The sequence below is a fragment of the Mycobacterium sp. MS1601 genome, assembly GCF_001984215.1.
Lineage (GTDB): Bacteria > Actinomycetota > Actinomycetes > Mycobacteriales > Mycobacteriaceae > Mycobacterium.
This window is the reverse complement of sequence record NZ_CP019420.1, coordinates 2,682,268-2,704,688: the sequence shown is the minus strand read 5'-3', so window position 1 is coordinate 2,704,688 and position 22,421 is coordinate 2,682,268. Positions and strand designations below refer to the sequence as shown.

18 protein-coding genes and 1 pseudogene are annotated in these 22,421 nt (G+C 66.6%); 7 read left to right on the top strand and 12 right to left on the bottom strand.

All coding sequences use genetic code 11. From position 1 onward, the window contains the following. Positions 1-21: 21 nt before the first annotated feature. The 3 genes from BVC93_RS13205 to BVC93_RS13195 are packed head-to-tail and all read right to left on the bottom strand — an operon-like array spanning position 22 to position 2,802. Positions 22-1,206 (bottom strand): FAD-dependent monooxygenase, encoded by a 1,185-nt coding sequence (locus BVC93_RS13205; RefSeq protein WP_083737784.1) that lies wholly within the window; start codon positions 1,204-1,206, stop codon positions 22-24. Positions 1,207-1,264: 58 nt separating this feature from the next. After that, entirely contained in the window at positions 1,265-1,978 is a 714-nt protein-coding gene (locus BVC93_RS13200; protein WP_083737782.1) for a TetR/AcrR family transcriptional regulator, read from the bottom strand. Next, entirely contained in the window at positions 1,975-2,802 is an 828-nt protein-coding gene (locus BVC93_RS13195) for a lysophospholipid acyltransferase family protein (protein WP_083737779.1), read from the bottom strand. The genes BVC93_RS13200 and BVC93_RS13195 overlap by 4 nt, the downstream gene beginning before the upstream one ends. 306 nt (positions 2,803-3,108) lie before the next feature. Here BVC93_RS13195 and mdcA point away from each other — a divergent pair, with 306 nt between their 5' ends. From mdcA to BVC93_RS13165, 6 genes are read left to right on the top strand one after another with little or no spacing between them, the layout of a single operon-like run. Continuing rightward, positions 3,109-4,752 (top strand): malonate decarboxylase subunit alpha, encoded by a 1,644-nt coding sequence (gene mdcA, locus BVC93_RS13190; protein ID WP_083737778.1) that lies wholly within the window; start codon positions 3,109-3,111, stop codon positions 4,750-4,752. A gap of 1 nt (position 4,753) precedes the next feature. Continuing rightward, positions 4,754-5,566 (top strand): triphosphoribosyl-dephospho-CoA synthase, encoded by an 813-nt coding sequence (locus BVC93_RS13185; protein WP_083737776.1) that lies wholly within the window; start codon positions 4,754-4,756, stop codon positions 5,564-5,566. Between the two features lie 2 nt (positions 5,567-5,568). Then, a complete protein-coding gene (gene mdcC / locus BVC93_RS13180) occupies positions 5,569-5,874 on the top strand; it encodes a malonate decarboxylase acyl carrier protein (RefSeq protein WP_083737774.1) in 306 nt (101 codons plus the stop codon). Beyond that, entirely contained in the window at positions 5,871-7,517 is a 1,647-nt protein-coding gene (gene mdcD, locus BVC93_RS13175) for a biotin-independent malonate decarboxylase subunit beta (RefSeq protein WP_083737772.1), read from the top strand. Before mdcC ends, mdcD begins: the two co-directional genes overlap by 4 nt. After that, the gene (locus BVC93_RS13170; protein ID WP_192860309.1) at positions 7,514-8,131 is read left to right on the top strand and encodes a malonate decarboxylase holo-ACP synthase; all 618 of its coding nucleotides are present in this window, start codon (positions 7,514-7,516) and stop codon (positions 8,129-8,131) included. The genes mdcD and BVC93_RS13170 overlap by 4 nt, the downstream gene beginning before the upstream one ends. After that, positions 8,122-9,102, top strand: coding sequence for an ACP S-malonyltransferase (locus BVC93_RS13165; protein ID WP_157516900.1), 981 nt, complete (start codon positions 8,122-8,124; stop codon positions 9,100-9,102). Before BVC93_RS13170 ends, BVC93_RS13165 begins: the two co-directional genes overlap by 10 nt. A gap of 10 nt (positions 9,103-9,112) precedes the next feature. On the opposite strand, the gene BVC93_RS13160 is transcribed toward BVC93_RS13165, so the two are convergent. The 9 genes and pseudogenes from BVC93_RS13160 to BVC93_RS13120 form a co-directional block, all read right to left on the bottom strand. Next, on the bottom strand, positions 9,113-9,493 hold the full coding sequence (locus BVC93_RS13160) for a hypothetical protein (protein ID WP_157516899.1): 381 nt from the start codon (positions 9,491-9,493) through the stop codon (positions 9,113-9,115). Between the two features lie 188 nt (positions 9,494-9,681). Continuing rightward, positions 9,682-9,900, bottom strand: a complete 219-nt coding sequence (locus BVC93_RS13155; RefSeq protein WP_083737764.1) for a hypothetical protein — start codon at positions 9,898-9,900, stop codon at positions 9,682-9,684. Between the two features lie 88 nt (positions 9,901-9,988). Continuing rightward, a complete protein-coding gene (locus BVC93_RS33580) occupies positions 9,989-10,492 on the bottom strand; it encodes a hypothetical protein (protein WP_192860308.1) in 504 nt (167 codons plus the stop codon). After that, positions 10,489-12,054 (bottom strand): TNT domain-containing protein, encoded by a 1,566-nt coding sequence (locus BVC93_RS34535; protein WP_083737762.1) that lies wholly within the window; start codon positions 12,052-12,054, stop codon positions 10,489-10,491. Before BVC93_RS34535 ends, BVC93_RS33580 begins: the two co-directional genes overlap by 4 nt. Positions 12,055-12,211: 157 nt before the next feature. Continuing rightward, complete coding sequence (locus BVC93_RS13140; protein ID WP_083737760.1) at positions 12,212-14,809, bottom strand: helix-turn-helix transcriptional regulator; 2,598 nt, start codon at positions 14,807-14,809, stop codon at positions 12,212-12,214. Positions 14,810-14,844: 35 nt separating this feature from the next. Continuing rightward, on the bottom strand, positions 14,845-15,039 hold the full coding sequence (locus BVC93_RS13135; protein WP_083741019.1) for a hypothetical protein: 195 nt from the start codon (positions 15,037-15,039) through the stop codon (positions 14,845-14,847). Between the two features lie 75 nt (positions 15,040-15,114). Beyond that, positions 15,115-16,842 (bottom strand): ABC transporter ATP-binding protein, encoded by a 1,728-nt coding sequence (locus BVC93_RS13130; RefSeq protein ID WP_083737759.1) that lies wholly within the window; start codon positions 16,840-16,842, stop codon positions 15,115-15,117. Next, a pseudogene (locus tag BVC93_RS13125) lies at positions 16,839-19,384 on the bottom strand (ABC transporter ATP-binding protein/permease). The gene BVC93_RS13130 and the pseudogene BVC93_RS13125 overlap by 4 nt, the downstream one beginning before the upstream one ends. A 66-nt stretch (positions 19,385-19,450) precedes the next feature. Continuing rightward, on the bottom strand, positions 19,451-20,221 hold the full coding sequence (locus BVC93_RS13120) for an SDR family NAD(P)-dependent oxidoreductase (protein ID WP_083737757.1): 771 nt from the start codon (positions 20,219-20,221) through the stop codon (positions 19,451-19,453). Positions 20,222-20,444: 223 nt separating this feature from the next. On the opposite strand from BVC93_RS13120, the gene BVC93_RS13115 reads away from it, so the two are divergent. After that, positions 20,445-22,412 carry a S9 family peptidase gene (locus tag BVC93_RS13115; RefSeq protein WP_083737755.1) on the top strand — a complete coding sequence of 656 codons (1,968 nt, stop codon included), beginning with the start codon at positions 20,445-20,447 and terminating at the stop codon, positions 22,410-22,412. The last annotated feature ends 9 nt before the right edge of the window (positions 22,413-22,421 follow it).

The window sequence follows — 22,421 nt, the reverse complement described above, 5'->3', positions numbered from 1 at the left end:
GTAGGTAGGCAACCAAGCTATTTAGGCGTACAGCGGCAGCCGCAGATTCCCGCCTGCGATGTCCGTTATCCCGGCAAGCTTGGAGGCCACCCGCCCGAGCGGACCCGCAGCGATTACGGCCCCGGCGTGCAGCACCCGGATCCCCTGGTGGGTACGGGGATTCGCGAGCCTCAGCACCCCTGCGCGAACATTGGGCGCGGTCCCGATGAACGGCTTCATGGTCTGCTGATAGCGCTGGAGGGCCGTCATGGTGTCGTCGACGGCAGCCAGTTCACCGGCCAGAACGTAGGCACCGATGAGTGCCAGGCTGGTTCCGGCACCACCGAAGGTGGCGTTGCAGAAGGCAGCGTCGCCCAACAGGGTGACCCGACCTCGGCTCCAGGACGACGGTCGCACCTGCCCCACCGCGGAGAAGTACATCGGCGCCCCGTTGGCGATCTCGGCAAGCACCCGTGGCGCAGCCCCTCCGACGTCGGCAAACGTGCGGTTCAAAATGGTGATCTGCCCGGCCCGGTCGAGTTCCTCGAACCCGCGGACGTCGGAGATGAATGTCAGGATGGCGCGGGTGGTACCGAGGTTGTCAGGGCGCAGATGCACACCGCGATGCGCGGTTTCGTGCTGCCAGTTCCACCATCGGTTGTCCTGCTCGGTCCGTGGAAGGGTGACGTAGGCGAAGTACATGCCCAACTCATCCACCTCGGTATCGGTGACGAACCGGCGGCTGCGGGAGTGCAAGCCCTCGGCGACGACCAGCAGGTCCGCCTCCAGGGTGGCGTCCTCCTGCAACGTCACCGTGACATGGTCGGCGTGATCGGTGACATCGGCGATCTGAGTGCCGAACAGGTATTCAGTCCCGCTGGTGCGCTCGATCAGGATGCGCGACAGCTCGCCCCGCAGGATCTCCAGGTCAGCGGTGGGTCCATCGGTGTCACCGCTGGGGTCGACCGGGAACTCCGCCGCCACCGACCCGTCGGCCCTGACAAAGCGGGTTCCGATCTCGCCGGTGCCCGCTGCTCGCACTGCGTCTTCGATTCCCATCCGGCGCACCACCTCACGGGCGGCGCCGCGGATGTCGACGTTCTGGCCCTCGTCGCGACGCTGCGGAAAGCGCTCGATGACGGTGGTCCGCCAACCGCGGGCGGTCAGCTGGTGGGCCAGGGCGGGACCGGCGATACCTGCACCGGAGATGACGGCGTGCGGAGACATGGTGGTGCTGGTTGCCCCGTGTCTGCTGCGGTGAAACCTGGACGTTTCTGGGTTCTGACTACTCGGCGGCCTGCTGACCGGCGATCGATGTCAGGACCGTGTTCCGTCCGTCGTTCAGGAGATCGATGATGGCCGCGGCAGTGGCGGTGAGCTGCTTATCGTCGACGTTCTTTACCCCAAGCAGGATCGCGACGGCGCGGCCGAGGACCTGCAAGGGGTCGGCGTCCGAGCCAACGACCGGGCGGGTCAGTGTCATCATGATCCCCTCGGCCAGTGCGTTGAGCGCCACAGTCTGGTCTTCGATGTCCCAGTCGCCGCCGACGATTCCCGCACCGCGCCACACCGGAAGTACTCCACGCAGGATGGCCCCAGGCCCCAGAGCTGCGTCGAGCGCGGCCGCCCGTGGGTGCGTCGCAAGCAACCCGAGTACCGCTTCGTCGCGGTCGGCCAGCGCTGCCATCAGCGGCCGGCCCCGGGCCGTGGCCACCATCGTCGGACAGAACCGGTCAGGTGACGCCAGAGCAGGGTCAGAATCGAGGTGATCGATGAGTTCCCCTGTGGTGGACAATATCTCACGGGCGACCAGACCGATTATCAAGTCCTCCTTGGTTTCCCAGAATAGATAGAGCGTGCCCTTGCCGACATACGCCTTCTGTGCCACCTCTGCGACGGTCAGTCCTTTGACCCCGCGGCTGAGCAGCAGACTGCGGGCCGCGGCCAGAATTCGGGCCGCCTTCTCCGAGTGGATCTCCGGCAGTACCTCTGGGGTCATGGCATCACTGCTGCACGCCACGCCAGCGGGTTGAGGTTGCGGTAGGGGTCTTCGGCGCGGATCTTCTGCAGATCCTCCAGGTCATGCTCGAGCTGTTCCTGCACCTCGCGTTTGACTTCGGTGATCCACTCCTCGCACCTCGTTCCCTCAGGGCGAGAGGTGGGTATCGCCGAGCTGAACCGCAGATACATGCGCTGCGGCCGTGGAATGAGAGTCGGTCCGAGACCCCGCACCAGAGGGAAAGCGGAATCCGTTGGCCCACCCAGCTTCTCTGTGATCCAGGTGCTGACCTGGCCTGCCGGGCTGTCACGCGCCATCAGACTGCGGTACACGTCGTCGCCGCCCACCAGGGCCGCCGTCACGATCGGATAGTCATGTTCGATGGCCACCCTGGCGAAGCCAGCCCGATTCTGCCACCGTAGCCGGTACTCCTCGCCCTTGAACTTCGCAATCTCCCGGCCACCACCAGGAAACACCAGGATGGGCTGGTCGGCGCGCATCAGTTGTGCGGCGGACTCCGGCGAGCCGATCACGGCCCCGAAAGCGTCCATCAGATGCAACTGCGGACCCGGCATCCTGCCGAACTGACGATCCGCCAATGGACGCACGCGCCTGCCGAGCCGTTGCCGCACGAAGTAAGGGATGAGGACGATCTCGCTTGCTGCGAACTGAGTATGGTTGCCCACCAACAAGAATCGTCCGTCAGCGGGCAGCACGTCCAGACCGTCGACAAAGGGCCTGTAGAGCTCCATCACTGGAGCCAGCTTGTCGGCGGACGTCTTCAGCGCCCATTTCCACGCAGCCACCTGCGCCTGCTCCAACATACCACCATCGTACTGACCAAATCGGTCAAACGGTCATTCCGCCTCCTAGGCGACGCCCAACAGTTGGGCTGATCGAACCCCTGCCCCGCTTTGGCCAATGCCCACCGCTCCGTGATCGGTTCCACCTCAGGCATATTGAGTGCGTTGAGGGCGGGGCAACACCTGACCGGTGTCATCAGCGCGCCCCGGTGTGGTGATCCGCCGCTGCCGAGCGCACCTGCGCACCCACGCAGCGTTGGATACCCCGGTGGGCGCGCGACCGGAATGTCCGCGGTTATCCGTACACCTTCCGATACGGTTGCATCCATGAGCGCGCCGCCGCGAGTGTGGAACAGCCGACGCATCGACAAAGCCGACCGGGTGGCCGCTGGACGTAGCTGCTCCGTTGGCAAGGTGGTTCCCCCCGAGCAGCTGAAGGCCCTGCTGCACAGTGTCATTCACAGTGGAGACCGCGTCTCATTGGAGGGCGACAACCAGAAGCAAGCCGACTTCCTCTCGCGCACGCTTGCCGACTGCGATCCCAGCCGGTTGCATGACCTGCACATGCTGATCTCATCGGTATCGCGCCCTGAACACCTGGATCTGTTCGAGCGCAAGATCGCCACCCGGCTCGACCTTGCCTACGCCGGGCCGCAGAGTGTGCGGATAGCGCAGATGGTCGAAGACGGCCTGGTCCAGATCGGCGCCATTCATACCTATGTGGAGCTGTACTCCCGGATGTTCACCGACCTGGCGCCGCGGGTCGCACTGCTGTGCGCCGAACTGGCCGACGGCGACGGCAACCTCTACACCGGCCCCAACACCGAGGACACCCCCACCATCGCCGAGGCGGTGGCCTTCCACGACGGTGTGGTGATCGTTCAGGTCAACAAGGTGGTGGACACCGCCGAGCTGCCGCGGGTCGACATCCCCGGCGACTGGGTGGACTTCGTGGTGGTGGCCGACCGGCCCTACGCCCTGGAACCACTGTTCACCCGAGACCCGCGCCACATCGGAGCCGTGGACATCCTCAAGGCAATGATCGCCATCCGCGGGGTCTACGAACGACACGAGGTGACTTCGCTGAACCATGGTGTCGGATTCGACACCGCCGCAATCGAACTCATCCTGCCGACGTACGGCGAGATGCTCGGACTCAAGGGCCGCATCGCCAGGAACTGGATCCTGAACCCGCACCCCACCCTGATCCCCGCCATCGAATCCGGCTGGGTGGAATCCATCCACTGCTTCGGCGGCGAGCCCGGCATGGAGCGTTACACAGCCGCCCGACCCGACGTCTTCTACACCGGCGCCGACGGCTCACTGCGGTCCAACCGGGTGCTCGCCCAGTTGGCCGGTCAGTACGGCATCGACATGTTCATAGGTTCCTCGCTGCAGATCGACCGTGACGCGAACTCCTCCACGGTCACCGACGGCAGGCTTTCCGGTTTCGGTGGGGCGCCCAACATGGGTCACGACCCGCACGGCCGCAGGCACCCGTCACCTCCGTGGCTCGACCTGGCCACCGGTCAGGGCACGGGACGTCGCGGCCGAAAGCTGGTGGTGCAGCTCGCACAGACGTTCCACGCCGGCGGAGTACCCACCTTCGTCGAGACGTTGGATGCCGTCGAAGTCGGCAAAACGGCGGGAATGCCGTTGCCGCCGGTGATGATCTACGGTGACGACGTTTCGCACGTCGTCACCGAAGAGGGTGTCGCATACCTGTACAAGACACCCTCGCTCGAGCTCCGTCGGGCCGCCCTGGCCGCGATTGCGGGCGTCACCCCGGTCGGTCGTACCGCCCGCGACGTCGAGACCTTGCGTCGTGACGGCCTGGTGGCGTTCCCCGAGGACCTGGGCGTCGAGACCCGGCTGGCCGATCGCAGCCTGCTCGCGGCACGCAGTATCGAAGATCTGGTCGCCTGGTCGGGAGGCCTCTACGATCCGCCTTCGAAGTTCAGGGATTGGTGACATGAGCACAGCAGTCCAGACTCTCGAAGCGCTGCAGATCGCCGATCTCGCCGTCGCCGCACTACATGACGAGGTGGACCTCACACCCAAACCGGGACTGGTCGACGCGCGCGGCAGCGGTGCGCACAACGACATGACGGCAGCGATGCTGCATGACTCGGCAAACGCACTGCACCAGGCGCTGCTCGAATGTGCCTGTGCTGGAGCCACATTACCCGTGGGGGTGCCGCTGCGAGCTCAGCTCGGCGAGATAGGCCGAGCCGGTGAGCACACCATGCTGGCCGCCACCGGTGGCGTCAACACCCACCGTGGCGCACTGTGGGCGCTGGGACTGCTCAGCGCCGCGGCCGGAGCCGGAGCGTCCACCGCAGCAGAGGCGGTGTCCGTCGCCGCCGAACTGGCGCAGATCGACGATCCGGCAGGCGGCGCGGAACGCTCCTCACACGGCGCTGTGGCAGCGCGGCGCTTCGGTGTGCACGGTGCCCGCGGGCAGGCCCGGGACGGCTTCCCCGACGTCATACGTCACGGGATGCCCGCCCTGCGATCAGGTGGCCCGCTCGGCGCACTGCTGGCGCTGATGGCCCGTGTGGACGACACCTGCCTGCTGTACCGCGGCGGAGCTGCCGGATTGGCTGCCGTCCAACACGGAGCACAACGGGTTCTCGCCGCCGGTGGACTCGAACATTCCTCAGGCCGAGCGCTTTTTGATGAACTGGATCGGATGTGCATGGCGAAGAACCTGTCACCCGGCGGATCCGGCGACCTGCTCGCGGTCACCCTGTTCCTGGACACCCTCGAACGACGGAGTTGTTGACGATGCCGACCCTGACCTATGAGTTCCCCGCCACGGTGCGGCCCAACAGCCGGGCTCACGTAGGTGTGGTGGCCTCCGGCGATCTGGAGATCCTTTTCGAGGAGCACGACGTGCCGGCGTCGGTGGCCTCGGTGCGGGTCCGCACCAGCGTGAACGGATTCGACACCACCTGGCGAGACGTCCTTGAACTCTTTTTCACCCATACGCCGCTGGCGGGATCGTGGGAGCTCAATGATTTCGGGGCCACCCCCGGCGTGGTGACATTGCGCTTGCGGCAGGCCGCCGAGGCTGCGACGGCCACCCCATGAGTGCGCCCGACGATCTGCTGGTAGGACTGACGTGGCAACAGTTGATCGACCGCCACAGCTTCATCGAACTCGATGCGCTACAGCGCTGTTCAGCGTTGTTGGACGAGGGCACAGTGCGGGTGATAGCCGGACCGTTCGATCGTCTCGAATCACCGTGGTTGATGCCGCAGGGTGTCACACCGGCGGCCGACGATGGCGTGGTGATCGCACGCGGAACCATCGCGGGCAACCCCGTGGTGGTGATCGGCATCGAACAACGCTTCCAGGGCGGAGGTGTGGGTGAGGTATCCGGCGCGAAGATCAGCCAGGCGCTGCTGGCGGCCGCCGCCGAGTCTGCCTCCGGCACCCCCGTCGCGGCTGTCATCTTGCTCGAGACCGGCGGCGTACGGTTGCAGGAGGCTAACCTGGGACTCAACGCGGTGGCCGAGATCTGTTCGGCCGCACTAGATCTGCGGCGTTACGCTCCCGTCATCGGCGTGGTCGCCGGAACAGTCGGCAGCTTCGGCGGTATGAGCATAGTCGCGGGCCTGTGCTCACGGCTGATCGTCACCCCGCAGGCCCGACTCGGCTTGAACGGTCCTGCCGTGATCGAGCAGGAGCACGGCATCGCCGAGTTCGACTCCGGTGATCACACCCTGATCTGGGCCATCGACGGTGGTCGTGCCCGTCATGCGGCTGGGCTGGCCGACGACCTGGTGGCCGACGACACCAACCTGATCCGGGCGCGGGTCACCGACGCCGTGTCGGCAGGCCTGAGCTCGGGGCAACCGCGCAGTCTGCGTATCAACGAAATGGCCCGTCTGCTCTCCGAGAATCCACCCGCCGTCAGGCCATCGGATGTGCAGTCCGCCAGCGCCTCTCGCGGGAGGACCTGGCTCGCCGCGCTGGCGGGCCGTGACCCCGAGCCGGTGATTCCCTCGGTGGTCCGCGCCATCACCGACGACGCGGTCTATCTGGCCGTGGTTCCCGACGCCGGCAATCCCTATCACTGCGCCCGCCACGGCGAGGTCGGTCTCACCGAATGTGTGGCGCTGGCACAGGCCGTGCGCGATGTCACCGACGCCGATGTCGATGCCGCCACCAAGCGGGCCATCATCGCGGTGGTGGACCTGCCCAGCCAGGCCTACGGCCGTATCGAGGAGACCGTGGGACTGCACCAGGCGATGGCGGTCACTGTCGACGCCTATCACGCCGCGCGAGTTGCCGGCCACCCTGTCGTTGCTCTCGTCGTGGGCAAAGCGCTCTCCGGAGGCTTCCTCACCCACGGCCTGCAAGCCAACCAGATCCTCGCCCTCGACGACCCCGGAGTCGAGATCCACGCCATGCACCGCGAAGCGGCCGCCCGGATCACGCTGCGGACGGTGGCCGAACTCGAGGAGCTGGCCAGGACCATCACCCCGCTGAGCTATCACATCCAGGACTGGGCCACCCTGGGATTCTGCGACGGGCTGCTATCCGTCGGTAACGCCGATTCTCCTGGGCCCGAAGACATCACCACCGTCGCAGCAGCGGTGACGCAAGCGGTGAAACGTGCTCGCGGAGGTCCGGTCGACCTGTCCAACCGGTTGGACTCTGCCGCAGCAGTACGGACACGCCACGCGTCGCGGGCGGTGCGCGATCTCATCGCCCGCGAGTGGTCGTGACCACGGAACAACCGCACGATCTGCTCAGGCTGTCCTCACCGACGGCCGTGGGCAAGGACGTACCGCGGTGGGTGAGCGCGGCAATGACCCAGATGCCGTGGGTGGTGGTGCGCCGCGGCCATCCACGGCCCGGGCATGTGCTGGTAGGCGTTCGTGGACACTCCCGGGCTGAACGATTCGGGTTGGAGATTCCCAGGAGTACCGTTGTGCACCGTGTTTCGCCGGAACAACTGAACGAGTTCGGCGGCGATCACGAATTGCCCGCCTTCCGCGCGCTCGAGGCCGTACGCCCGATTCTGGGCGCCAGCGGGTTGCGGTGGGGGCCTACCGGAAGCGTCGGGTTCCAATTGGCGACCGGGCACCGATGTGTGCACCGCGACAGCGATCTGGACGTAGCCGTCTACGCCGACTCCGATACCGACGGGATGTTCGAGTGGCTGCGCGACCTACATGGTGCGCTAGAAGACGTCCCGGCGCGAGTGGACTGTCTGGTGGAGTTCGGTTGGGGCGCAATCAGCCTCACCGAGCTCGCCTCAGACGTCTCCGAGCTGATGGCTCGCAGCCACGATGGACCACAGCTGGTGTCTCGATCCCGGCTGACATCGTGGCCGTAGCACTACTGTTCCCTGGCCAAGGCGCTCAACGGCCGGGCATGTTGAGCGGTGTTCCTGACACCCCAGCGGCCCACGACGCCATCGAGCAGGCCCTCAGGACATGCGCACGCCTGGGCGTGCCGGGCGACCTGGACCGCCCTGGCCAGGACACCCTGCTGACTCAGCTTGCGCTGGTGACCGTCGGCGTCGCCAGCGCGCGTGCACTGATCGACGACTCCGGTGTGACAGTCCACTTCGTGGACGGACATTCGGTCGGAGCGTTCGCCGCGGCCGTGGTTGCCGGTGTGCTCACGCTGCCCGACGCGCTGGCGGCCGTGCATCTGCGGGCGACATCGATGCAGAGTGTGTGCGACGGCCGATCGTGGGGAATGGCGGCAATCACGGGGCTGCCCATCCGCGCCGTCGACACGCTGGTGACCCGCACGTCCACCGCATCGGATCCGCTGTGGGTTGCCAACATCAACAGCGCCACCCAAACGGTGGTCGGTGGTACGTCCGCGGCGTTCGGGGTAGCCGAGGGCGTGGCACGGGATATGGGTGCCCGCGGCTTCGAACGGCTCGCTGTGGACATCGCCTCACACGGCCCCCTGCAGGAGCCCACCGCTGCGGCGCTGCGCGCCCGTCTGGCCGCACTCCGTGTCTGTGACCCGACATCGCGTTACGTCACCAACACCGGCGGACGGGCGGTCGACAGCGCGGCCCAGGTACTGGGCGACCTGGCCGAATCGGTGATGCGTCCGGTGCGCTGGTACGACGGCGTCCGGCTGATTCACGAGCTGGGTGTCGACTGCGCTGTCGAGATGACGCCGGGTCACACGCTGACTCGGCTGGTGGCCACCGCTGTGCCCGACATGGTGACCGTGGCACTCGACGACGTGGGGCTCTCCGTGGCTGCCGGATCTGCACTCAGAGCAGGACGGGCGCGTCCAGATGACCGGAGTCGACACCGCCCTGACCAACGCCGGCAATGAGGCTCGCTGGTCAGACCACCTCGGTGATCTGACCGGTGACGTCGGCGCGCACCTGCTTACTACTGCGCTCACCTTGCACGTTGATGAACATCACGATGTTCGTATCGAAGGGCAGGTTGCGTGTGATGCTCAGGCTACCGACCGCGCCGTCGGCAATTCCACTGGCAGCCACCGCAGCACCGACGGCGGCGGTGATATTGACTGCAGGCACATCATCGACGGGAAAGAGATTCTGCCGCAAGGCTTCTACGTCATCCCCGTAGTCGACGGGCCGCGACGGCCCCACCACACCCGAGGTGTACTGCCACTGGTTCGGCTCTATCGGGGCATTCGGGTCGATGGCCTCGATGGTCAGTACCCCGGGAACGATCGTCACTTCCACCACTTCCATGGAGTGGGCACCCACGCGTCCCGCGATCGCCGCGTATGCCTGGTCAATACCCTCCGCTGTGAAGACGTCCGGGGACACGGTGTTCGTGATGTGTTCCGCGCCCGACTCGACAACCTTCGTGACAACAGCGGCCGCCGTCTCGTCAGGCAGCTCGGCCTTTCTAACCCTGTACGCTACCGATCACAACTTCAGTTGCGGACGCTGGTGTCCACTCGCGGCACCTTGACGTCCGGTACCAGTTGACCCAGCCACGGGCTGTTGCTGTCGCCGCCGTAATAGCTACGGTCACGGTCCCGGCCGCTGTAGCCGAAGCCATGGTCGTCATCCGCCTGTGCGGGGGCAGCAAACCCCACCACGACCGCCGACAGCACGCCAACGATGATTCCTGTCAGTCCGATCTTCGTCATCGGTCTCGCCTCTTCCTGCGCAATTCCATCGACGGGTTGTTTACCTGCGATGTCTGCTGTAACAGGACGGGTGATCGAATGATTCCACCTACATCGGCGCCGTTCCTCCCATATCCACCAGGACCATCTTCTCGATCTGCTCTTCGGTCATGTCGATCAGGTGGCTGAAGATGGTTCCGTAGGGCTCCATCAACACCGCACACCCCTCCCGGGAACGCAGTTCGAAGGTGCCCGGAGCAACCAGTTCTTTCTCAACCCCGGCAGCAAAACCGGCGTCGTAGAGCGGGCGGCCCAGAATGGTTGCGCCGACGTAGCTTCGAGCCAGGGACGCCCACGTCCACACGAGATACTTCTCCGCCAGTGCGAACGTCGAGAACTTCGCGGTGTCGTTCTGTCGTTGGCCTCGGTCATCGATGGTGTCGACACTCCACCACTGTCCGGTTCTGCGCAGGTGCACGGAGTAAGTGGTGGTGCTGAACAAGACAGCGCAGTCGTCACAGTCAGTCGCGACCGCTATCTCGTTGAGCTGGCCCGCATTCGACCAGTGTCTCCAGTTCCGGGCCAGGCGGGTGAAGTCGGGGGTGTCGCTCACTTGACGGCCAGGTAGCCGGAGTCCAGTAGTCCCTGCACCGTGCCGTTGTTGCCGTTGGGCATCAGGATCCGGTATTGCATACCGCCCCCCGGTTGCCCGAACCATGGCGCCACTTGCGATTGCTCGATGCTCCAGCCCAAGGGGAGCTTCGTGGGGTCGGCGACGACGTACTCGAAGTGCGGCAGCACCGCGCTGCTCGGGGTCAACGACAGCTGCGCGATGTGTGCGTCGGGCCCGGACAGGTATCCACCGGTGGTGTAGCCGAATCGACTCAGCTCGGTTCCAGCGGGCAGAGTGACGTGGGGCACGACGGTACCGGGAATCGCGTACGGCTTGTTCGGATTGCTCTCGTTGGGATACAGGTCGCCGGGTGCACCACCCCAGTCGTAGACCCCGGTGAACCACTTCGGGTCGTACCCGACGAACAGTGGCGACGTGACCGGCAGAGGCGCAGCGCCGGTGGCGCCGTCGGCACCCCCGAACAGCCCACCCTGACCGCCGCTACCTCCTGCCCCGCCGAAGGAATGGATGCTGCAGATCTGTTCGGCGTTGTCGCACAAGACGGTTCCCGGTCCACCTGTTCCACCACGACCACCATCGCCGAAGAAATACCCACCATTGCCGCCGTCAGCTCCGTCAGCGCCGGTCGAGGACTGGCCACCGTTGCCCCCGTTGCCGACCAACAGCCCACCGCGGCCGCCGGTGCCGCCCACCGCTGCGGCGGTGTACCGATCCGAGGCACCACCGCTGCCGCCGTCACCGATCAGCCCGGCCCGGCCGCCGTTTCCACCGTTGCCGGCGTTGATGCCTGACAGCCCCGCACCGCCGTCGCCGCCGTCACCGACCATGCCTGCCCGGCCGCCGCTACCCCCGTTGAACCCGTTGCCGCCGTTGCCGAACAGAGAGCCGCCGTTGCCGCCCGTGCACTCGAGGCCCTGGTTGCACGTGGCAGCGGTGTAGCTGAACCCATTGCCGATCCAGACGCCGGCGTTGGGACGCGTCGCGGTGCCGTCGGAGATGAAGTACGCCACGAACGAGCCGAGGTCCGGGGTCGCCAGGACAGCACGGGGAACCGCATTGGCGGGGGTTCCGGTGAAGGTCTGCCAGGTCGACACCCGCTCGGCGGCCTGGGCGGCACGCGGACTGCCGTTCTTCGGCGACCGCTTCGCGGCGGGCTCAGCCTTGGTCTCGGGCTCGGTTTCTACCTCAGCCTCTGCCTTCGGCTCACCCTCATCGATGGCCTCGGATTCGGGCTCCGGCTCGTCCTCGGGTGCGTCTTCAGCCTTGGCGTCGTCGGCCTCAGGCTCTTCGTCCTCAACGGACTCGACCTTGTCCTGGGTCTTGTGTTGGGCCTCGTCTTGAGCCTTGGTCGTCTCCTTCGACGACTCTGATGTCTCCGAGGTCTCCGAGGTGTTCGACCCGGTGCTGTTCGAAGAGGCCGAGGATTCCGGGGAGCTCGTGTCGTCGGCGTAGGCGGCGGCAGGAGACACCGCGATCACGGCCCCCATGCCCAGCGCTGCTGCCAGCGCGCCAGTCCGACCGATGTACAGCGCTGCGCTCATGATGTCCCCTCACGAAGTTCGCGGCCGCTCCGAACGACCTCGCCTGGGGATCTTTCGCGGGTTTGTTGCCAACCAACCCGGAGTCGACTACCTGTTTTCGTCGGCCCTCGCGTCAGGACTACCTAGTTCGTCAGCCACTCCGCCGGTGGTCTGCACACTAGATCGCCGAAACAGGTGCACACACAGAGCGATTGATCACAGAGGCGAGTTCGGCGCGCGTCACCACTCCAGCCTTGCAGCTGGCCCGGTAGATGTGGCCCTCGACGGTGCGCACCGACAGAGACACCGCCTCGGCGATCTCGCGGTTGCTCATGCCCTGCGCCACCAGGATCGCGACCTCGTGCTCACGCCGGGTGAAGGGCAGCGTGATGGTAGCCGCCCGCAAAGCCGGGCTAATGGCATTGCCGCAGCGGGTGGCCAGTGTTGCGGCCCGACCCGCGGCGGTCAGCGCACTGCCCACCCGGCCTGCGCGGCGGTGCGCCGAGGCCGCCTGCGCGGCAACGTCGGCGGCAGTGAGCAGATCGCCGATTTCCTCGAATTCGGTGGAGACGGTTTCCAATTGGACAGCGTCGTCGTCGCCGAGAGCACGTGCGTACCGGGCCGTCAACGGTGCCCTCGGGCCGTCGACCACCGTCGCCAGCTCAGCCAACCGCTCTGCGACGGTGGAGTCGTCGAATTGAACCAGAGTCTGCAGACACAACACCTCGCGTGCGAGTTGGCCGTGAGCACAGGTGAATTCGACGGCCCTTCTAGCTAGTCGACGTGCCTCAGCCAGTTGTTGTCGACCTGCCGACAGCCACGCCGACGCCAGCAGCGCGTTGAGCTCCACCAGAACGTAGGCAGGATGGCGATCGGCCTGAGCTTCCTGCCACGCCCGCTCGGCCGCGGCGACGTCACCGAGGCGGGCCAGCACCTGGGTGCGCAGCAGGTGGAAACGGAAGAAGCTGTTCGCCAGTACGTTGTCAGGGTCGTCGGCCGCGCTTTCGGATGGGAGCAGCTCAAGTGCCCGGGGTAGGTCTCCCGCCGCCAGAGCGGCCGAACCTGCCACCGCAGCAGCCAACGCGCGCGCACTGGACGGCCCTGCGGCACAAGCGATCAGATGATCATCGGCCACCAGGCGCGACTCCCGGACGTGTCCTGCGATGGCCAGGGCGAAAGAGTGGAACTCCACACGAGCCTCGCCGAGGAAGCTGCCCTGCTGCATCGAACTCAGCACGGTATTGCAGGCGGTGGACGTCGTGATGGCATCAGCCGTCCGCCCCACCTCCGCCAAAGCCGATGTCTCGCAACACAGCCGAACAGCCTGGCCATACTCATCGAGCGCCCCGTAGTCCGCCGTGGTCATCATCGCCACCACATCCGCAGGCCGGACCGCGAGCATCAGCTGGTTGGCACGGAAGGCCAGTAGCTGTCCGCGACGCGGTCCGGTGGCGCACGCAAGACCCTCCTCTATGACGTCCCAGGATTCCTGTGGCGAACGCGCGTTCCACAGCAGATTCGCGGCGCGCAGCACCACGTCATTGATGAAGTCCGACTGTGGTGCGTCCTCGGACGCGATGGTGTTGATGACCTGTGCCGCCACGTCGCCCTGCTGGGATAGCACCAGGTTGTAGGCGCGGTGTACGCGCGCATCCTCGGCCGCGCTGGACAGCCGCGCGGCCAGCTCGAAGTCGAGAAGCATGCTGGCTGCGGCGGCCGCGGACGTCAGCACCTGTCTGTCGGGCCGCAGGTCAGATTCCATCCAGAGCAGACCGCGGCGCAGCTTGGTGGCCGGATCCGACTCCCCCGTCAAGGCGCCGGCAACCAGACCACGGAGCCGGCGCAGCTTGAGCGGGCCACACTGCTTCATCCGGATCTCCGCGTAGATCGGGTGACCGACGAGCACCACGTCACCCGACGCCCGGATCAGGCCCCGCTGATCGGCTTCTTCGATGGCCGACTGCTCGGCAAGCCCTGCCAGGCAGGCATAGTCCAGCGGTTCGGCGACCGCAACCAGGTCGACAACGGCGCGCACCGGGTCGGAGACTGCACCGATCTGGCGCTCCACCAACTCGACCAGAGACGGCGTCACCTCGGCGCTGCCGACCCATCGGCACCGGCCTCGATGCGCAACAAGCCGGCCCGCCTGCTGCTCCTGATCGACCAGTTGACGCAGGAAGAGCGCGTTTCCCGCACTCAGCCGCCACATCCGGTCCATGCAGTCCTGGTCCGGGGGCAGGCCGAGCCCCGCTGCCAGCAGCGCAGCGGACTCCGAGCGCGACAGTGGTTGCAGTTCGATTCGGCGCAGCAGCCCTTCTTTCCACAGGGCGGTCACGGACTCCGGCGCGGGTGCGCCGGAGCGCACGGTGACGATCACGACTGCCGATCGCTGCAGCACCAGTTGATGCACCACCAGCGCCGACAGCTCGTCCAGTTGGTGCGCGTCGTCGATCGAGACCAACAACCGGCGTCCGTCGGCGCCTGCGGTCAAGGCGGTGATGACCCGGTGCGCCATCGCCAGGGGTGGACCTTCGGCATCTTCGATCCACTGGGCGAATGCGCCCAGATGAATACAGCGACTGCTTGCTGTAGCTGCAATGCGACGTACGGTCCAGCCGGCATCGACGGCCACGGCGACGGCTTCGCGGGCCAGCCTGGTCTTGCCCACGCCAGCCTGTCCTGCCAGCAGAATCCCACGCCATTCACAACTGGTTGCCAGCTCGGAGATCATGGCGATCTCCTCGTCCCGGCCGGTCAGTGGCCATGCCTCGATCACCAGCCAAACATTAGCCAAAAACGGATCTGCTCACCTTAGGTGCGAGACAACTCGGTCCGAAGTTTTCGGCGCGCAAGATCCAGCAGGGGCTCCAGAGCTTCAGCCTCGATCCGCAGATGCGCGCAGATCTCGTCGGCAGGCAGGCCGGCATCGATGTACCGCAGCGCCCGGGCGTAGACGTCGGGCAGTCTGCACAGGGCAGCGTCGTAGTTCTCGTCGCTAGTGCCCACGACGACCATGCTGCCCCGACTGCGCCCGTGTGGGCCGCACCTGACTACCTGCTTCTACAGCCACCGCAGGGTGGACTACCTGGGTTGCAGCCGCCAGCCCGACGCTGCCTGCTGCTGCTGCCAGAACTGGGCGAATCGCCCGCCCGCGGCCAGTAGCTCGTCGATGCTGCCGTCTTCGACCACGCGGCCTGCCTCAACGAAGAGCACCCGGTCGGCGTGCCGGATGCTGGCCAGGCGATGCGCGACGATGACGCGGGTTCTCGCCCGGGGGTCGGCGACCAACGCGTCGACGACAGCGGCCTCGTTCTCCGAGTCCAGTGCACTGGTGGCCTCGTCCACCAGCAACACCGGAGCCGGTTTGAGCAGCGCCCGGGCGATGCTGACCCGCTGTCGCTCACCACCGGACAGGGCCGACCCGGCCTCTCCCACCTTGGTGGCATCTCCGTCGGCCAGCCGGGCGGTGAGCACATCAACCCGGGCCAGCCGCATCGCAGTCGCCACGGCGTCCTCGCCGGCGGCCGGATCGCCAACCAGGATGTTCTCGCGCAGCGAGCCGTCGAAGAGGAACGGATGCTGGAACACCATGCTGACCGCGGCGCGGCGGGCATCGGCGGTCATCTCGGCGAGATCGACACCGCCGAACAGCACTTTCCCCGAGGTGGGTTGGTGCAAAGCGGCGATCAACGCGAGCATGGTGCTCTTGCCGGAGCCCGACGGGCCGACGATGGCGGTGGTGCTACCCGGCGCCAGCGTGAAGCTGACACCGTCGAGTACCTGGGTGTCACCGTAACCGAAACGGACGTCGTCGAATTCGATGGCAGGCGCATCAGAACCCGGAGTCCGGGTGCCGAAGGTGTGTACCGGCGCGTCCAGCACGGCCCGGATCTTGCCCAGCGTCGCGCGCGTGGACTCGATGGCCGGGGCCAGCTCGCTGATCACCGTGAAGGGTTCGAGATATCGGGCCAGCACCACGATCAGCGCGACGGCTTCGGGGATGCCCAATTCGCCGTGCATCGTCAACCATGCCGTCATGCCCGCGAACACCAGCAGGGCGATCTGGCTGGCGAGGGCGAACAGCAGCTGTCCCGGGATCTGCATGGTCAGCAGCCTCAGGGTGGCGCCGTGCTGCTTCTCCAACGCCGTGCCGACGAGGCTGCGGGCGGGCTCCACCCGTCGCGCCGCGCGCAGCGCCTGTTGGGTTCGGGCGAACTCGATGATCCGCTCGGTGAGCGCGGTATTGGCCTCGCCGGCAACCTCATCCGCCTTACGCCCCAGCCGCCCCGACAGCCAGAGTGCGCCGAAGAGCACCGCGACACCCACCAGTGCGGCCAGCCCCAGCGGCACCGACACCGCGAGCAGCGCCGCACCGATGGCGCCGGGCAGCAGGATCGCACCGGCCAGCGGTGTCAGCAGATTCACCACTGTTCCGGCGAGTTCGGGGCCCGTTGCGGCGATCGCCTGTCGTGCGGTGGCGGTGTTCTCGGGTCCAAACCAGTCCAGCGTGACATCCGGCAACTTGTCGGCCATGTCGTGCTGGCTGCTGTCGAGAACTGCGAAGCCGAAATCGAAACCGATTCTGGCGGTGGCGGTGTCGATGCCCCAGCTGGCGACGGTGACCACCGTCAACCATCCCAGCCATCCCCATGCCCGCGATGGATCATCACCGAACAGCGCAGCCACCAAGGGAATCAGCAGCACCGCGGCTGCCGCGCGCAGCAGCACCGATGCCACGGTCAACGCTACGTACACCCCGACCCTGTTGCGCCGGTCAGCAGGCACCAGTCTCAGCAGTGTGCGGATCATCGACCGACCTCGGCGGTGACGGGTTGCCCGGTTTCCCACAGTGCGCGGTAGCGTCCACCGGCAGCCAGCAGTTCCTCGTGGGTACCCGCCTCGGCGATCTTGCCGTGATCGAGCACCACGATCTGGTCGGCCTGGGTGACGGTGTGCAGCCGGTGGGCAATCACCAACACCGTGCGATCCCGGGTGAGCCGGTTGAGCGCCTGCTGCACAAGGTATTCCGATTCCGGGTCGGCAAACGCGGTGGCCTCGTCCAGGATCAACACCGGGGTGTCTGCCAGCAGAGCGCGGGCGATGGTCAGTCGCTGCTTCTCGCCGCCGGACAGGGTGGACCCGGCGCCGAGGATGCTGCTGTAGCCGTCGGGCATCGCCGCGATGCGCTCGTGGATCTGGGCGTCGCGCGCAACGGCCTGCACCGTGTCCTGTCCGGCGTCCGGAGCGGCCAGCGCGATGTTCTCCGCTACCGTTCCGTTCACCAACTGCGGTTCCTGCAACACGAATCCGACACGGCGGTAGAGTTCGTCGGCCGACAGGGTGCGAATGTCGATGCCGCCGATGCGGATCGCTCCGCACTGCACATCGTGGAACCGCGCGGCCAATGCCGCCAGAGTCGACTTGCCCGATCCCGATGGGCCCACCAGTGCGGTCACGGTGCCGGGGCGCAGCGTCAAGGTGACGTCCTCGATCACCGGGACGTCCGCGCGGTAACCGAACGTCACGCCGTCGAATTCGACGGAGTTGTCAGAAGGCGCGACTGCAGGTCCGTCCGCGACCGCCAGTTCTGTTTCGTCGAGCACGCTCTGGATCCGTCGGGCGGCCTGCAAGCCGCCCTGGACACCGCCGACGCCGTAGCCGATACCGAGCAGGCGAGCTCCGAAGGTGGTGCCGAGCAACAGGAATGGCAACAGATTCACCGGGTCGAGCCCACCCGAGACCACCAGCGGCGTGCCGACAGCCAGGATCAGCCACAGGAAGGTCGACGGCCGGGTCACGATGTCCATCGATGTCTTCTTGCCCACGAACGGCCGCTGCCACGACACCAGGAAGTCGATGTAGTCGTCGAGTCTGCGCCGGAAAGTCGAGGCAGCGGCACCACCGAAGACCCGGATGACAGGCTGGCCCTCGAGGTAGGCGCCGGCCTCGCCGTTCATGCGCTCGGCCCAGCGGGGTGCCTGGAGCACTTTGGGTCCGGACTGCGCCATCATCACCCACATCAGCACGATGTAGACCAGCACCGGGACGAACAGCGCCAGTGCGATGCGCCAGTCCACCACAAACAGGTAGACCAATACCGCCACCGGAGCGGTCACCGCGGCCACCGCGTCCGGGATCGCGTGGGTGATCAGGTAGTGCAGAGCCATGGTGTCGTCCTGCACCAGTTGTTTGACGGTGCCCGATCCCCTGGTGGTGAACCAGCCCAGCGGCAGCCGGGCCAACTTGGTCAGCAGCCGGCCGCGCAGGTTTCTGGCGAACACGGCGTCCAGTCGGTGCAGCCACAGCGCCAGTCCGGCCGCACACGTGGTGCCGACGCCCAGCAGCACCACCGCCGCGATGCCCAGCGTCCACAGGCGGGTGGCGTCGGCGCCGCTGAGCAGCAGCCGGGCCAGCTCCACCAACAGGACGAACGGCGCCAGTTCGACAAGGGTGATCACGGCTTGCAGAACCCCGGACAGGATCAGTGAAGTCTTCAGCGGCGCCAACAGTCGGCCGCCGGCGTTGGCCTTCCACTGTCCCTGGGGTCGCTCGGGCGTTGCGCTCTTGGGGGAGCTGCCTCGGGTTCGGGGCTGCGGTCGGTACCCATGGCACGACCCTCGGTCCAGTAGGCCTGTGCGTGGACCTCCTGCTTGGGGAAGCCGAACTCGTCGCGCAGCCGGGTGCGCAGGTGTTTCAACGAACCGGCCTCTGGCCCCAGCCAGGCGTACCAGTTAGACCAGTCCCGCGATTCCAGAGCAGCCGCCATGGTTGCCGCATCGCGGCGCGGAACGCGGTGCACGGTCAGCCGGGGATGCTCAGCCAGGGGGATGAGCGCGTCGTTGTCATCGTGCTGTTCGAGGTAGGCCTCGATGGGAATGTCGTGCGGGACGGCGCCGATGATGCCGTTGATCGCCGGGGTGGACGCCGAGTCCCCGATCAGCAGGTAACCGGCTGGCCGGTCGGCGGGGTCCTCGGCGATGTTGAAGCCCCGCGACCCCATGGACATCACCGCGATGCTGGTGCCGGGTTCCACATCTCGAGCCCAGGTGGAGGCGGGGCCCGCCGGTTCGTGCAGCACCATGTCGATGGAGAAGCGTCCGGCGCCGGGATCGCAGTCGGCGATGGTGTAGGCCCGCTGGAATTCGGTGTCGGAGCCGGCGGGGTCGGGGAACCAGAACCGCAGCCACGACGTGGGCTCGGCGATCACCTCGTCGAACAGCGTCGGTGAGGCGAGGTGCACTCGGACCAGGTGCGGGGCCAGGAACTCCTTGCCCAGCACTGTCGACTCGTGGTCGCGGGCGCCGAACCCGCGCAGCATCACGCCCTGAAAGCCTCGTGAGCCCCGTGCCATCACGCCTCCTGTGGATCGACGTAAGGAAGGCTAACGAAAGTCGTGGCGGCACGGTCGGCCCCGTGTTCACAGCACGACGGGCGTCCCCACCATCCAGCCGCCGTCGACCACCATGATCTCGCCGACGATGTGATCCGACAGCGAGGAGCACAGGAACAGCACCGCGTCCGCTATCTGCTCGGAGGTGGCCCATTTGCCGTTGGGGGTCTGGCCTTCCAGGGCATTTCGGATAGAGCTGTCATAGATGGCGGTCATCTCGGTCTCCACGAATCCGGGAGCGACCGAGTTGATGTTGATTCCCATTGGGGCGTAATCGATTCCCGCCTGCCGAGTCAGGTTCACCACGGCGGCTTTGGCGGAGCAGTAAGCCGCGAAACCGGGATTGGCGCGCAGCCCGCTGATGGAGGTGACGTTGACGATCTTGCCTTTGCGACCCGCCGCAAGCATGGCGCGCACCGCCGCCCGCATGCAGTAGAACGTGCCGTCGACATTGACGCGGAATTGCTGATGCCACGTCTGGTTATCGGTGTCCGCGAGCGATCCTGCGAGCAGAGCTCCGGCGTTGTTGACCAGGATGTCGAGCCCGTACTGCGTCTCCACCTGTCCGATCACCTCATCGACCGCGTCGGAATCGGCGATGTCGAGCGCCACCGACTCCGCCTGCCCACCGCTGTCCACGATCGCCTTCCACGTCGCCGTGGCTGGGTCCGCAGCATGGTCGGAGCGATCGGCGATCACCACCCGCGCACCGGCCTGCGCCAGCTTCACGGCCGTGGCCCGGCCTATCCCCCGTGACCCACCCGTCACAATCGCCGTCTGACCTGCCAGATCGATCATCGTTGACGTCCTTCCATCGCTGTCATCTGCCGATGAACAGTCGACCTGGACCATTTCTGGTTTCAGCACACTGGCGTTAACGACATGCAAAGGTGCACCGGCGGCACCAGGCCGAACGTCATCCCGGGCAATCACGCCCAGGGCGAGAACCGTCGGAAGGCACAACGCGACCACCATCAGAATCGTGGTGAGGGCATCCCTCTGACGCCTAGGCTGGACCACCATGGCGACCTTCGGCTCATGGCCCACACCGGTGACCTCCGAACTGGTGGTGCGCGCCGCCGCCGGGCTCGGCGATGTCCGTCTGCTGGGCGACGCTGTAGTGTGGTCTGAGCTGCGACCGCTGGAGGGCGGTCGCACGCAGTTGGTCCGACGCACCGGCGACGGTCCCGCCGTCGACCTGCTGCCTGCGAGCGCAAACGCCCGCACCGCCGTCCACGAGTACGGCGGAGGTGCGTGGTGGCTGTCCGACGACACCGTGTGGTTCACCGACTGGGCCGACCAACGTCTCTACACCGTCGCCGGGTCCGCTGCACCGGTACCGGTGACGCCCGAGCCGCAGGTGCCGCGCGGAGACCGCTGGGCCGACGGCTGTGTGACGGCGGACGGCCGTTGGGTCCTGGTGGTCCGTGAGCACCATCCCGCCGGCGGCGGACCAGCCGATGTCGTCAACGAGATCGTCGTCCTGGACGTCGCAGGCGAGCTTGCTCCGAGGGTGGTGGTGACCGGCCCGGACTTCGTGTCCGACCCGCGAATCTCACCCGACGGCCAACGGCTGTGTTGGCTGCAGTGGTCACATCCCGACATGCCGTGGGATGGCACCGAGCTGTGTGTGGCCGAGTTGCACAACAGCGACGCCGGTCCACTGTTGGACACCACGCAGGTGGTGGCGGGCCGCCCTGGCGGTGAGTCGGTGACCGGTCCTCGCTGGGCCGACGACGGCAGCCTCTGGTTCATCTCCGATCGATCCGACTGGTGGAACCTCTACAGGTGGGTGCCGGGCGCTGGGCAAGTCGAGTCCATGGTGGCCATGGACGCTGAGATCGGCGGTGCACAGTGGGTTTTCGGATTGTCGAGTTATGCCTTTCTGTCAGGCGGACGCACGGTGTTCACCTCAGCCCGCGACGGGCTCGGGTTCCTCGCGCTGCGACTGGCTGACGGCTCCGTGGTGGACCTCGACGTGCCATACACGTCGTTCACGTCGATCCAGGCCGAGGGTGGCCGCATCGTCTTCGTCGGCGCCTCGGCCACCACCGAGCCGGCCGTGGTGTCGGTGACAGTCGACCGTTCCGGCATCGTGACGGGCACCGAAATACTGCGCGCACCACGCGAACTCGGTCTCGACCAGTCCTGGTTCTCGACACCTGAAGCGATCTCGTTTCCCACCAGCGGCGGGCGCACCGCTCACGCCCTGTTCTATCCACCGACCAACCCCGAGGTCACCCCAGAGCCTGGGGAGCTGCCTCCGCTGCTGGTGTTGATCCACGGCGGGCCCACCAGCGCCGCCCGCCCCACGTTGCTGCTCAGCACGCAGTACTGGACCAGCCGAGGCTTCGCGGTGGTGGACGTCAACTACGGGGGGTCCACCGGCTACGGTCGGGCCTACCGCAACCAACTGCGCGGACAGTGGGGTGTGGTGGATCTTGACGACTGCGAGGCAGCTGCCCGGTGGTTGGGTGAGCAGGGGCGCGTGGACCCGGCCAAGTTGTGCATCCGCGGCGGCTCAGCCGGTGGCTACACAACCCTTGCTGCCCTTGCTTTTCGGAACACGTTTGCCGCCGGCGCCAGCCATTTCGGAGTGGCCGACCTCGAGGCACTGGCCACCGAGACACACAAGTTCGAGAGTCGCTACCTCGACAGCCTCATCGGCCCGTATCCCGAGCGCCGCGCTCTGTACATCGAGCGCTCCCCGATCCACCACGTCGACGGATTCGACCGTCCGCTGATCGTGCTGCAGGGCCTCGAGGACGAAGTGGTGCCGCCCAATCAGGCCGAGATGATCGTCAGCGCGCTACGCACCAAGGGTGTGCCCGTGGCGTACGTGCCGTTCGAGGGCGAACAGCACGGGTTCCGCCAGGCGGTCAACATCCGCCGTGCACTGGACTCCGAGTTGTCCTTCTACGCCCAGATTTTCGGGTTCGAGTTGCCTGCAAACGAGAACATCGAACCAGTGGTCGTGGAGAATCTCTGATCTCGTCGG